We start from the raw sequence: 11,392 nt of genomic DNA, 5'->3' as shown, positions 1-11,392 counted from the left end.
AGGCTCAGTTGGTGGCGGCGTCGACAACCGGGCGCCACTTGTCCTCGTTGGCGGCCATCCATTCGGCAACCACCTCTTCGACCTTGCCGCCGTCCACATCGACCGCGCCCATCATCGGCTGCTGGTCCTCAACGGCCAGGGTGTAGTTCGACAGGATTTCATAGGCCGCGGGCCAGGTTTCCTCCATCCCGGACCAGGCGGCCTTGAAGATGCGCGAGGGCGAGAAGTCGCAGTCGTTCACCGCGTCCGGGTTCGGGCCCCAGGCCGGGTCGCTGAAGCAGGCCTCTTCGCCCGGCGGCAGGTCGACGAACTTGACGTCATAGGCCGACATCGCCCAATGCGGCTGCCAGAAGGTGATCAGCAGCGGCGTCTTGCGCTCGGTTGCGGCGCGCAGTTCGACGATCAGCGCCGCCTCGGAACCTGCGGGCACCGCCTTGAAGGGCAGCCCCAGCCCGGTCATCCGGTCCGCGCCCGGCGTGCCCCAGTCCGCGGGGTAGTCCACCAGACGCCCTTCGGGCAGGGTTTCGGCGGTGGCGAACTGCATCGCGCAGTCCTTCAGCGCCTCCCACGCGGGCAGGCCGGGGCAGATTTCGGCCACATGCGCGGGATAGGCGATGCCTTCGCGGGCGTTCAGCTCCAGGTCGCCCAGCTCCACCACGGTGCCTTCTTCGATCTTCTTGCCGTATTCGTCGGACACGTTGGAAGACCAGATTTCCAGCGTCGCGTGGATATCGCCGTCGGCAATCGCCTGGAACTGGTTCATCATGCCGGCAGAGACATATTCCACGTCATAGCCCGCGGCCTTCAGCATCTCGCCTGCGATATGGGTGGTCACATGCTGGCCGGTCCATTCATTGACCGCCAGCTTGATCGGCTTGCTGGTATCGCCCAGTTCGGCGGCCGAGGCGATGCCCGCAGCCACCGTCATCGCGGCTGCGCCCAGTGCCAGCGCATATCCTTTGAAAGTCATCTCAATACTCCCTGTCATTATCCTTTTGCGCCGCCTGTTTCCGGCTGTGGCGCGTCATTTGGAACCCGGCGGTTCATGGCGCCTGCCCGGCCTGTCAGCCGGCCCTGTTGCTGTCAGCAGGCACCCATGAGCCAAGTGTGGCCGGGGATAATGCAAGTATTGGAACATATTACGACGCTTTGTCGAGCAATTGCGCCGCAAACCGCAAAATATTCTGATTGACGGTTCAAGTTTTTGTGCAAACGCACAACTTCCGGAATCATTTTTCCCGCCCGCGCCGGGCCTGCGCGGCGGCGCCCGCCGCCGCAAGCCGCTGGCCCCAAAGCGCAAAACAGCGCCCCGCAACGAAGGGGCGCTGTTCAGGAAATTGATCTGCTGAATTGCCAGGCGGACCCCTTGATCAGGAGCGGCCCTTGCCGGTGGCCTCTTCGACCGCCGGCATCCATTTGGCGCGGTTCACCGCCAGCCAGCCCCGGGCAGCGCCCTGAACCGTCTCGCCCCGCACATCCACCAGCCCGATCAGCGGCTGCTGGTCCCAGATGCTCAGCTCGTAGTTCCTGAGGATTTCATGGGCGGCGGGCCAGCGCTCCTTAAACCCGGACCAGCTGGCCTTAACCACGCCGCCGCGGGCAAAGTCGCAGTCGCCGGCCGCCTTGGGGTTGGGCCCCCACGACGGGTCGCTATAGCAGGCCGGCTCCGGCTTGGGCAGGCGCACGAATTGCAGCGCATAGGAGGACATTGCCCAATGCGGCGCCCAGAAGGTTGCAATCACCGGGCGCTTGTCCTTGTAGGCCTGCTGGAACTCCTCGATCATCGCCGCCTCGGACTCAGCCGCGACCACGTCAAACGGCAGATCCAGCGCCCGGATCCGGTCCGCCCCGGGCGAGCCCCAGGATTCCGGATAGGCCAGGTAGCGGCCGCGCGTGCCGTTGCCGTCTGCGGAGAAGATGCCGGCGCAGTCGCGCAGCGCTTCCCAGTCGGGCAGTCCCGGGCACATCTGCGCGACATAGGGCGGGTAAACCACGCCGTTGCGCGCATCCAGCCCCAAGTCGCCCAGCTCTTCCACCCGGCCCGCATCGCGGACGGAGAAGTAGTCCTCCGGGTCGCTGGTGGTCCAGATTTCCATCATCGCATGAACCTCGCCAGTGGCGATCTGCTCATAAAGCGCGTTCAGGTCCGCTTCGACATATTCGACCTTGTAGCCCGCCTCTGCCAGCATGCCGCCCGCGATATAGGTCGACAGGCGCTGGCCGGTCCAGTTGTTCAGCGACAGGCGGATGGGCGTTTCCACATCGCCCATGTCAGCTGCCTCAACGGCCCCGGAAACCGCCAGCGCCGCCAGCGCTGCCGCAAACGCTTTCACTTTCATTGGCGTCACTCCCCTACTGCCAGTCTTGCCACATGCCGCGCGCAGGCGCAGCTCCGGGTCCGGCATAACAGGGGGAGATTGACAAAGATTAACGCCACGGCGGGGCGCCGGCATGAACGGATAGAGAAAACGCCTAAAACTTGCTTCAAGCGCGCATGGCGCCGAAGGATCAGCAGCCGCGGATCAGGCCCTGCGGCGGGCCACAAGCAACACCGGATCATAAGTCAGCGGCAGCTTGCCGCCACGGCCGAACCGCTCGCGGTAGGCGTTCTCGAAGTCCCGCAGATGCCGCCGCGACCAGCTTTGCTGCGCGTGGCCGTTGACGCCGGTCTGGCGCAGGTGCTTCAGCAGCGCCAGCGCACTGTCGAACTCCAGCACCACCGGCGCCTGGGTGACCGCCAGAATGTCCAGGCTTTGCGGCAGCACCGCCCGCCACTCCCCGGCATCCAGATAGCTGGGCGCCGCCGCGGCGGAGCCCAGCGCCGCCAGCTCGCGGAACTGGCCGCGCCCGAAGCCCGACAGCGCCAGCCAGCCGCCGGGGTTCAGCCGCGCCGCCAGCCGCGCCGTCAGCGCAGACAGGTCCGGGATCCATTGCACGGTGGAGGCCGAGGCGATGAGGTCCAGACCGTGCGGCAGCGGCAGGCTTTCGACCGGCCCGGCCTCGAACCGGACCCGCTCGGGCGCAGCGCCGCCTGTCTCCTGCAAAGCGGATGCAGCCTCCGGCACCAGATCGTTCAGCAGCAGGCTGCCAAACCCGAAACGCTGCACCAGCTGCCGGGTCAGATGGCCGGTGCCGCAGCCGAACTCCAGGGCGGCCTCAAACCGCTCCGGCGCGCCCTGGGCCTGCAGCAGCTCTGCCAGCCGGGCGGCAATGTCCGCCTGCACCGAAGCGGAGCGGTGGTAGCTTTGCAGCCCGCGCCGGAAGCTTTGCCGGACCCGCGACTGGTCCAGCTGAGGCGGCATGATATCTTTCATTGCAGCAGCGCCTCCCACGTCTCGAACTGGCAGAACGGCGCGTGCGCCGCGTCGATCAGGCGAACCGCCTGACCCGCCCAGGCCCGCTCCAGATTGGCCGGCGGAAAGATCTTGTCACCGGAACTGATCCAGATCCGGTCGAACCGCGTCTGCGGCGCGTCACCGCGGCGCTCGACAGCCATAAGCTCGGCACGGCGCGCCTCCACATCCAGCGGTTCGGGGGTTTGCGGCTGCCCGAAGACGCGGGTCAGGAAACTTTGAAAGGTCTCCAGGCTCAGCGTCTCCGCTGTCTTGCGGAAGACCGCAGGCGGAATGCCCGCGCTGCGGTTCACCGGCTTCAGGCTGCCGTTCACCGCCACCTTGCGGTGGAACGGATCGGGCCGCCCTTGCTGCCAGTGAGCATACGCCGCAACCCCAAAGGACCAGGCCAGCAGGCTAACCCGCTCATAGCCAGACAGATCCGGCAGGTCCGCGTTCAGGTCAGAGTAACCGCTAGCAAACAGAATGTCCTGCGGGCCGTCCAGGTGCCAGAACACCTCCGGCCCCACAGCCCAGCCGCCGAAGACCACGATGGCCTCGGCAGCTTGGTTCTGTTTCAGCCAGCGGAACTCCATGGCCTACAGTTCCCGCGCCAGCCGCAGCATGCCCGCGGTGATTTCGCTGAGCTGATCCGGCGAGGTGATGAAGGGCGGCATGGTATAGATATTGGTGCCGAAGGGGCGCAGGAACACGCCCATCTCATGGGCGCGGGCGTGGGCCTCGTCTGCCGAGACGCGGTGTTTCATCTCGATGACGCCAATGGCGCCCAGTACCCGCACGTCCGCAACATTGGGCAGATCGCGGGCCGGGGCCAGTTCGGCCTGCATCTGCTCAGCTATTGCCTCCACCCGGCCGCGCCAGTCCTGCCCGGTCAGCAGGTCCAGCGAGGCCTTGGCCGCAGCGCAGGCCAGCGGGTTGCCCATATAGGTCGGCCCGTGCATGAACAGCCCCGGGTTGCCGCCGCCGATTCCTTGGGCCACGCGGTCGTTGGTCATGGTGCAGGCAAATGAGATATGGCCGCCGGTCAGCCCCTTGCCGAGGCAGATGATATCCGGCTCTACGGTGCAGAAATTCGTGGCAAACAGCTCCCCCGTGCGGCCGAACCCGGTGGCGATCTCATCGAAGATCAAGAGGATGCCAAGCTCATCGCACAGCGCACGGGCCTGGTTCAGATACTCCGGGTGATAGAAATACATGCCGCCGGTACCCTGCACGACGGGCTCCAGAATGAACGCCGCGATCTTCTGCGCATTGGCCTCCAAGACGGCGCGCAGTTCTCCCAAACCGTTCCGTGCCGGATCGTCGTTCCAGTCCTCATGGATGCGGACCGGCGGGCGGGAAACGAAATGCTGCACGCTCAGCGCGCCCTGGAACAGGTGGTGCATTCCGGTGTCCGGGTCGCAGACGCTCATCGCTTTCCAGGTGTCGCCGTGATAGCCGGAGCGGATGGTGGCAAACTGCTTGCGCTCTGGCTGGCCGATGGCGTGCTGGTACTGCACCGCCATCTTCATCGCCACTTCGACCGAGACAGAACCGCTGTCGCAATAGAAGATGCGGGTGAGGCTTTGGGGGGTGATCTCCAAGAGCTTGCGGCCGAGGTCGATGGCCGGATCGTGGGTCAGCCCGCCGAACATCACATGCGGCAGGGTGTCGAGCTGGTCGTGAATCGCCTTGGTAATCGCCGGGTTCTTGTGGCCATGCATCATGCACCACCAGGATGACATCGCGTCGATCAGCCGGGTTCCGTCGTCCAGTGTGATATGCACGCCCTCGGCTTCCTTGACCACAAATGTCGGCCCGGGCTTGGCCACGTTGGTATAGGGGTGCCAGAGGTGCTGCTGGTCGAATTCGAGCTGGGTGAGGCCTGCTGCGCTCATGACAGTGCCTCCCTAATCAGGTCCAACCGGATGCTGGCCTGAAAAGCCACGGCCAAGGCGTCAGAGGTCAGCTCACCCAGCACCGGCAGCCGGCCCAGATGCGCCGCCTGGCCGAACTGGCAGATGGTTTGCTCCACCTCTGGTTCCGCGTCGCCGATGAAGGCCACGCCCACCACCGGACAGCCTGCGTCGCGCAGCGCCTTCAGCGACAGAAGCGTGTGATTGATGGTCCCCAGCTGCGTCCGCGCGCAGAGGATCACCGGCGCGCCCCAGCGGGCGAACAAATCGAGATACAGCACCTTGCGGTTCAACGGCACCATCAGTCCGCCTGCCCCCTCGGCCACCAGCACGCCGTCCACTGCGGGCAACGGCAGCGTGTCCGGGTCGATTTCCACGCCCTCGGCCTCGGCCGACAAATGCGGCGAGGCGGGCAGTTGCAGCAGGTAACCCTCCGGCAGCGCAGGGCGGCCCGACAGGCGGGCCACGATCTGGCTGTCGGTCTCCTCCTCCAGACCCGATTGCACCGGCTTCCAATAGGTCGCGCTCAGCGCCTGCACCAGGCCGGCGGAGAAGATGGTCTTGCCTATGCCGGTATCGGTTCCGGTGACAATCAGCGCGCTCATGCTGCACTCTCCATTTCCCGGGCGAGGTCTTCGAACATCGCGGTGATGACCTCTGCCGCTGTATTCAACGTGATCGACAGCCGCAGCCGCGAAGTGCCGCGCGGCACCGTCGGCGGGCGGATGCCGCGGATGTCATAACCATGGCCTTGCATGGCTGAGGCCAGCGCCATGGTGCGTTTGTCATCGCCAATCACCACCGGCAGGATCTGGCTCTCGAAGCCCTCCAGCCCGCACAGGCGTTTGGCCTCGTCTTGAGCATGGGTGATCCCCTGCCACGCCCGTTCGCGGCGACCCGGGTTCTGCTGCAGTTCCCGCAAGGCGGCCCGCACCAAAGCCGCGTTCAAGGGCGACGGCGCGGTGGCAAAGATGAACCCGCGCGCCTTGTTGATCAGCGTTTCGATCAGAACCCGCTGGCCGCAAATCAAAGCGCCGGAAGCGCCCAGCGCCTTGCCGCAGGTATGCAACGAAAGGACGTTCGGGCGGCGGGCGATTTCATGTGCCAGCCCGCGGCCCAGATCGCCGAACACGCCGGTCGAATGCGCCTCATCCACAACCAGAACTGCGCCCTCCGTATCCGCCAGCGCCATCAGCGCCTCCAGCGGTGCCAGGTCGCCGTCCATGGAATAAACCGCCTCAACCGCGATCCAGGCCTGCCCCGTACCGCCGTCAGCGCGCCAAGCCTTCAGCACCCGTGCGGCATCCTCCGCCTCGCCATGGGCAAAGCTGCGGGTCTCTGCCCGGCCCAGCCGCATCCCGTCATGGGCGCTGGCGTGGATCAGCGCATCATACAGAACCAGATCGCCCTGCTGCGGCAGGGTGGAGAAGATCGCCTGATTGGCGTTGAAGCCGCCACCCATAAACAGAGCGGCCTCGGTGCCGAAGAACCCCGCCGCCTCCGCTTCCAGCAGCTGATGTTCTGCATCATTGCCGCGCAACAGGCGCGAACCGCCCGCCCCCACCGGCACACCGCGCGCCAGCGCATCGGCGGCGGCGGCGCGCAGCACATCGCTGCCCGCCAGCCCAAGGTAGTCGTTGGAGGCAAAGTCATGCCCGTCCCGCGGCATCAGCTGCCGGTAGCGCCCGCGCGTGCGCAGCGCTTCCAGCGATGTCTCATGCCTCGGGAAGGCGCCCGCCATCAGCGGCTGCCGTCGCAGCCTGCCGCCATCGCGGTGATGCCCAGACGGTCGAACAGCTGCTGGTCTTTGTCTTCTTCCGGGTTGTCCGCGGTCAAGAGCGTGTCGCCCACGAAGATCGAGTTTGCGCCGGCAAAGAAACACATGGCCTGCATCTCGTCCGACATATCGGTGCGGCCCGCCGAAAGGCGCACATGCGATTTCGGCATCAGGATGCGGGCCAGCGCCACGGAGCGGACGAATTCGATCGGGTCCAGTTTCTCGACATTGGCGAGCGGCGTGTCGGCAATTGGGATCAGCATGTTGACAGGCACCGAGTCCGGGTGCGCGTCCAGCGTAGCCAGCGCCAGCATCATGTCGATGCGGTCCAGCTGCTTCTCGCCCATGCCGACGATACCGCCGGAGCAAACCTTGATGCCCGCCTCGCGCACCCGGTTCAGGGTGTCGATGCGGTCGGCAAAGGTGCGGGTGGTGATAATTTCGGAGTAGTAGCGCTCCGAGGTGTCGATGTTGTGGTTGTAATAGTCCAGACCTGCGTCACGCAGGCGGAACACCTGCTCCTCGTCCAGCATGCCCAGCGTCATGCAGGTTTCCATGCCCAGATCCTTGACGCCTTTCACCATCGCCTCCAGCGCGGCCATGTCGCGGTCCTTGGGCGAGCGCCAGGCGGCCCCCATGCAGTAGCGGGTCGCCCCGCCTTCCTTGGCTTTCTTGGCCTCGGCGATCACCCGCTGCACCTCGATCAGCTTGGAGGCCGAGAGCTGCGCGCCATTGCGGGCCGACTGGGAGCAATAGGCGCAATCCTCGGCGCAGCCGCCGGTCTTGATGCTCAGCAGTTTGGATTTCTGCACCTGGTTGGGGTCGAAATACTGCCGGTGCACGGTGTGCGCCTGAAACAGCAAGTCCATGAAAGGCTTGTTGTAAATCGCTTCCGCTTCCTCGCGGGTCCAGTCGGTGCGGATGGGTGCAGCGTCCAGCATGCTGTCTCCTGTTCTCTATACCTGTTGGCCATGCGCGGATGGCGTTGCGGATTTTTATAGATAATTTTGCAAGCGCCGATCAAGCACCAAAGCCGCACTGCAGCGATTTGCCCCGGATTTTGAGCAAGAATCCACCCAAACATATGATTGTAAATAATAAAAAATATCTACAAAGATTCCGGTTGACGGGAGCCCCGCACCTCCCCTAGCCCTATAGGCACGCAGGGGAGTCCCGCCCAAGGGACTGAGAGGCGTCATGGTGCGGGGCAACCCGGACCGGCGGCGCGACCCTTTGAACCTGACCCAGTTGATACTGGCGTAGGAAGCTAGGAGCATGGTGCGCGCCCCGGCGGCAGGCCCGTGTTTCGAACAGGCAGCATGCGTGCACAGGCCGTACACCGGCTGTACACCCCCCTGCCCGTTTTCCTCCGTCCCGGCTCAATTGGTGTTTTTGAACCGAAGGCCCGGAGGAACACCAGATGAACGTCCCCAACCCCAAGATCACCACAGGCGCCTTGCCCGCGTCGCGCAAGATCTACGTCAGCGGCGAGGTCCACCAGGACCTTCGCGTGCCGATGCGGGAAATCTCCACCCACCCCACCGCGGGCGAGGCGCCGCTGCCGGTCTATGACAGCTCCGGCCCCTATACCGACCCGGATGTGCTGACCGACATCCGCCAGGGCCTGCCCGGCCTGCGCCGCCAGTGGATCCTCGCGCGCGGCGACGTCGAGAGCTATCAGGGCCGCGATGTGAAGCCCGAGGACAACGGCTTTGTCGAGGGCGGCCGGCTGACGCCGGAGTTCCCGGTGAAACCGGCCCCCCTGCGCGGCAAGGACGGCAAGGCGCCGACCCAGCTGGCCTATGCCCGCGCCGGCATCATCACCCCGGAGATGGAGTTCGTGGCGATCCGCGAAAATCAGCTGCGCGAGCTGTCGCCGTGCCATGCAAACCGCGACGGCAACGACTTCGGCGCCAATATCCCGGACTACGTGACGCCGGAATTCGTGCGCTCCGAAATCGCCGCCGGCCGCGCCATCATCCCGGCCAACATCAACCACCCGGAACTCGAGCCGATGATCATCGGCCGCAATTTCAAGGTGAAGATCAACGCCAATATGGGCACCTCCGCCGTGACCTCGTCGATGGAGGAGGAGGTGGACAAGCTGGTCTGGGCAATCCGCTGGGGCGCCGACACGGTGATGGACCTGTCCACCGGGCGCAACATCCACAACACCCGCGAATGGATCGTGCGCAACTCCCCGGTGCCGATCGGCACCGTGCCGATCTACCAAGCGCTGGAGAAGGTGAACGGCATCGCCGAGGATCTGACCTGGGAGGTGTTCCGCGACACGCTGATCGAGCAGGCAGAGCAAGGCGTCGACTATTTCACCATCCACGCGGGCGTGCGCCTGCACATGGTGCCGATGACGGTGAACCGGGTGACGGGCATCGTCTCGCGCGGCGGCTCGATCATGGCCAAATGGTGCCTGCATCACCACAAGGAAAGCTTCCTCTATGAGCATTTCGAGGAAATCTGCGACATCTGCCGCCAGTATGACGTCAGCTTCTCGCTGGGTGATGGCTTGCGCCCCGGCTCCATCGCGGATGCCAATGATGAGGCGCAGTTTGCCGAACTGGAAACCCTGGGCGAGCTGACCAAGATCGCCTGGGCCAAGGACTGCCAGGTGATGATCGAGGGGCCGGGCCATGTCGCCATGCACAAGATCAAGGAGAACATGGACAAGCAGCTGGAGTGCTGCCACGAGGCGCCGTTCTACACGCTGGGGCCGCTGACCACCGACATCGCGCCGGGCTATGACCACATCACCAGCGGCATCGGGGCGGCGATGATCGGCTGGTTCGGCTGCGCGATGCTGTGTTACGTGACCCCGAAGGAGCATCTGGGCCTGCCCGACCGCGACGATGTGAAGACCGGCGTGATCACCTATAAGATCGCCGCCCATGCCGCCGATCTGGCCAAGGGGCTGCCGGGCGCACAGCGCCGCGACGATGCGCTGAGCCGGGCGCGGTTCGAGTTCCGCTGGGAGGATCAGTTCAACCTCTCCCTGGACCCGGACACGGCGCGCGAGTTCCACGACCAGACCCTGCCGAAACAGGCCCATAAGGTGGCGCATTTCTGCTCCATGTGCGGGCCGAAATTCTGCTCGATGCGGATCAGCCACGACATCCGCGCCGAAGCGCAGAAAGAGGGCATGGAGGCGATGGCTGCCAAGTTCCGCGAGGGCGGCGAACTCTATGTGCCTGCACCTGAGGCTGTGGAACCGGCGGAATGATCACCATCGCAGGCGCGGGCCTCGGCGGTCTCGCCTGCGCCTATGAGCTGGCGCAGCGCGGGGCGGCGGTCACGGTCTATGAACGAGGGAAAACGCCCGGAGACAGCAGCGTCGCGCGCTTTGCCGGCGGCATGCTGGCGCCGTGGTGCGAACGCGAAAGCGCCGAGGAGGACGTGATCACCCTCGGCAGCCGCGCCGCCGGCTGGTGGGCCAGGATCACCCCGGTCCACAGGCGCGGCACGCTGGTGGTGGCGCCTGCCCGCGACCGGGCAGAGCTGACCCGATTTGCCCGCCGCACCACCGGCCACCGGGGCGTGGGCGGGGCGGAGATCGCGGAGCTGGAACCGGCGCTGGCGGGGCGGTTTGCGCAAGGGCTGTTCTTTGAGCAGGAGGCGCATCTGGACCCGCGGCGCGCGCTGCGCGATCTGAGCGCAACGGTGCAGGCGCTGGGGGTGGAGATCCGCTATGGCACCCCCGCCCCGGCCCGTGTCACGCTGGACTGCACCGGCATGGCCGCGCCCCTGCCCGGCTTGCGCCCGGTGCGCGGCGAGATGGCCGTCCTCCATTGCCCGGAGGTGGAGATCAGCCGCACCCTGCGGCTGCTGCATCCGCGGATGCCGCTTTACCTGGTGCCCCGCGGGGACGGGTTTTTCATGATCGGCGGCACCATGATCGAGAGCAGCTCCGGCCGGGGCATCACCCTGCGTTCGCTCAGTGAACTGCTGAGTGCTGCCTTCGCCCTGCATCCGGGCTTTGCGGAGGCCAGCGTGGCGGAAACCGGCGCAGGGCTGCGCCCGGCTTTCCCCGACAACCTGCCGCGGCTGACCGAACAGGGCGGCACGCTTTACCTCAATGGGCTTTACCGGCACGGCTTTTTGCTTGCCCCCGCGATGGCAGAAGCCGCGGCCCGCCGCCTGCTTCAGGAGACAACGGATGAAGATTATCGTGAACGCCGAACCGCGTGAGGTGTCGGCAACCGATCTGCAGGCGGTCCTGCACGAGTTGGGCTTTGCCTGCTCGGCGGTTGCGACCGCGCTGAACGGCACCTTTGTGGCCCGCGAAAAGCGGGAAGAGGTGCAGCTGTGCGATGGCGACCGGCTGGAAGTGCTGGCGCCGATGCAGGGAGGCTGAG

Annotated in this window: 12 protein-coding genes and 1 riboswitch; of the genes, 4 read left to right on the top strand and 8 right to left on the bottom strand. The window is 65.7% G+C overall.

Going from position 1 to position 11,392, the window contains the following annotated elements:
- Positions 1 to 4: 4 nt before the first annotated feature.
- Positions 5 to 970, bottom strand: coding sequence for an ABC transporter substrate-binding protein (locus DAEP_RS0102150; protein WP_027243521.1), 966 nt, complete (start codon positions 968 to 970; stop codon positions 5 to 7).
- A 190-nt stretch (positions 971 to 1,160) separates the two neighbouring features.
- Between DAEP_RS0102150 and DAEP_RS0102145 the strand changes: the two genes are divergently transcribed.
- A complete protein-coding gene (locus DAEP_RS0102145) occupies positions 1,161 to 1,349 on the top strand; it encodes a hypothetical protein (protein WP_027243520.1) in 189 nt (62 codons plus the stop codon).
- Between the two features lie 21 nt (positions 1,350 to 1,370).
- Here DAEP_RS0102145 and DAEP_RS0102140 read toward each other — a convergent pair whose 3' ends face one another.
- The 7 genes from DAEP_RS0102140 to bioB form a co-directional block, all read right to left on the bottom strand.
- Positions 1,371 to 2,339, bottom strand: a complete 969-nt coding sequence (locus tag DAEP_RS0102140) for an ABC transporter substrate-binding protein (RefSeq protein WP_027243519.1) — start codon at positions 2,337 to 2,339, stop codon at positions 1,371 to 1,373.
- A gap of 183 nt (positions 2,340 to 2,522) precedes the next feature.
- Entirely contained in the window at positions 2,523 to 3,314 is a 792-nt protein-coding gene (locus DAEP_RS0102135) for a methyltransferase domain-containing protein (protein WP_027243518.1), read from the bottom strand.
- The gene (locus tag DAEP_RS0102130) at positions 3,311 to 3,928 is read right to left on the bottom strand and encodes a pimeloyl-ACP methyl esterase BioG family protein (protein WP_008557808.1); all 618 of its coding nucleotides are present in this window, start codon (positions 3,926 to 3,928) and stop codon (positions 3,311 to 3,313) included. The genes DAEP_RS0102135 and DAEP_RS0102130 overlap by 4 nt, the downstream gene beginning before the upstream one ends.
- Before the next feature lie 3 nt (positions 3,929 to 3,931).
- Positions 3,932 to 5,230, bottom strand: a complete 1,299-nt coding sequence (bioA, locus tag DAEP_RS0102125) for an adenosylmethionine--8-amino-7-oxononanoate transaminase (protein WP_027243517.1) — start codon at positions 5,228 to 5,230, stop codon at positions 3,932 to 3,934.
- Complete coding sequence (gene bioD / locus DAEP_RS0102120) at positions 5,227 to 5,853, bottom strand: dethiobiotin synthase (RefSeq protein ID WP_027243516.1); 627 nt, start codon at positions 5,851 to 5,853, stop codon at positions 5,227 to 5,229. Before bioD ends, bioA begins: the two co-directional genes overlap by 4 nt.
- Positions 5,850 to 6,989: an 8-amino-7-oxononanoate synthase gene (locus DAEP_RS0102115; RefSeq protein ID WP_027243515.1), complete on the bottom strand. Its 1,140-nt coding sequence runs from the start codon at positions 6,987 to 6,989 to the stop codon at positions 5,850 to 5,852. The genes bioD and DAEP_RS0102115 overlap by 4 nt, the downstream gene beginning before the upstream one ends.
- A complete protein-coding gene (gene bioB / locus DAEP_RS0102110) occupies positions 6,989 to 7,966 on the bottom strand; it encodes a biotin synthase BioB (RefSeq protein WP_027243514.1) in 978 nt (325 codons plus the stop codon). Before bioB ends, DAEP_RS0102115 begins: the two co-directional genes overlap by 1 nt.
- 213 nt (positions 7,967 to 8,179) lie before the next feature.
- A riboswitch (TPP riboswitch) is annotated at positions 8,180 to 8,308 on the top strand.
- Positions 8,309 to 8,445: 137 nt separating this feature from the next.
- Between bioB and thiC the strand changes: the two genes are divergently transcribed.
- From thiC to thiS, 3 genes are read left to right on the top strand one after another with little or no spacing between them, the layout of a single operon-like run.
- Positions 8,446 to 10,260 (top strand): phosphomethylpyrimidine synthase ThiC, encoded by a 1,815-nt coding sequence (thiC, locus tag DAEP_RS0102105; protein WP_027243513.1) that lies wholly within the window; start codon positions 8,446 to 8,448, stop codon positions 10,258 to 10,260.
- Positions 10,257 to 11,225, top strand: a complete 969-nt coding sequence (locus DAEP_RS0102100; RefSeq protein WP_027243512.1) for an FAD-dependent oxidoreductase — start codon at positions 10,257 to 10,259, stop codon at positions 11,223 to 11,225. Before thiC ends, DAEP_RS0102100 begins: the two co-directional genes overlap by 4 nt.
- Positions 11,194 to 11,391 carry a sulfur carrier protein ThiS gene (gene thiS / locus DAEP_RS0102095; protein ID WP_008555944.1) on the top strand — a complete coding sequence of 66 codons (198 nt, stop codon included), beginning with the start codon at positions 11,194 to 11,196 and terminating at the stop codon, positions 11,389 to 11,391. The genes DAEP_RS0102100 and thiS overlap by 32 nt, the downstream gene beginning before the upstream one ends.
- Position 11,392: the final 1 nt, after the last annotated feature.

The organism is Leisingera daeponensis DSM 23529, assembly GCF_000473145.1.
Classification (GTDB): domain Bacteria; phylum Pseudomonadota; class Alphaproteobacteria; order Rhodobacterales; family Rhodobacteraceae; genus Leisingera; species Leisingera daeponensis.
Note: the sequence above shows the minus strand (reverse complement) of the source record. Positions and strands in the feature narration are given on the sequence as shown.

Coding starts and splice junctions, on each gene's coding strand:
- DAEP_RS0102100 (WP_027243512.1), top strand. CDS start 10,257: ATGATCACCATCGCAGGCGCGGGCCTCGGCGGTCTCGCCTGCGCCTAT.
- DAEP_RS0102135 (WP_027243518.1), bottom strand. CDS start 3,314: ATGAAAGATATCATGCCGCCTCAGCTGGACCAGTCGCGGGTCCGGCAA.
- DAEP_RS0102150 (WP_027243521.1), bottom strand. CDS start 970: ATGACTTTCAAAGGATATGCGCTGGCACTGGGCGCAGCCGCGATGACG.
- bioA (WP_027243517.1), bottom strand. CDS start 5,230: ATGAGCGCAGCAGGCCTCACCCAGCTCGAATTCGACCAGCAGCACCTC.
- thiS (WP_008555944.1), top strand. CDS start 11,194: ATGAAGATTATCGTGAACGCCGAACCGCGTGAGGTGTCGGCAACCGAT.
- DAEP_RS0102140 (WP_027243519.1), bottom strand. CDS start 2,339: ATGAAAGTGAAAGCGTTTGCGGCAGCGCTGGCGGCGCTGGCGGTTTCC.
- bioD (WP_027243516.1), bottom strand. CDS start 5,853: ATGAGCGCGCTGATTGTCACCGGAACCGATACCGGCATAGGCAAGACC.
- DAEP_RS0102115 (WP_027243515.1), bottom strand. CDS start 6,989: ATGGCGGGCGCCTTCCCGAGGCATGAGACATCGCTGGAAGCGCTGCGC.
- DAEP_RS0102130 (WP_008557808.1), bottom strand. CDS start 3,928: ATGGAGTTCCGCTGGCTGAAACAGAACCAAGCTGCCGAGGCCATCGTG.
- thiC (WP_027243513.1), top strand. CDS start 8,446: ATGAACGTCCCCAACCCCAAGATCACCACAGGCGCCTTGCCCGCGTCG.
- bioB (WP_027243514.1), bottom strand. CDS start 7,966: ATGCTGGACGCTGCACCCATCCGCACCGACTGGACCCGCGAGGAAGCG.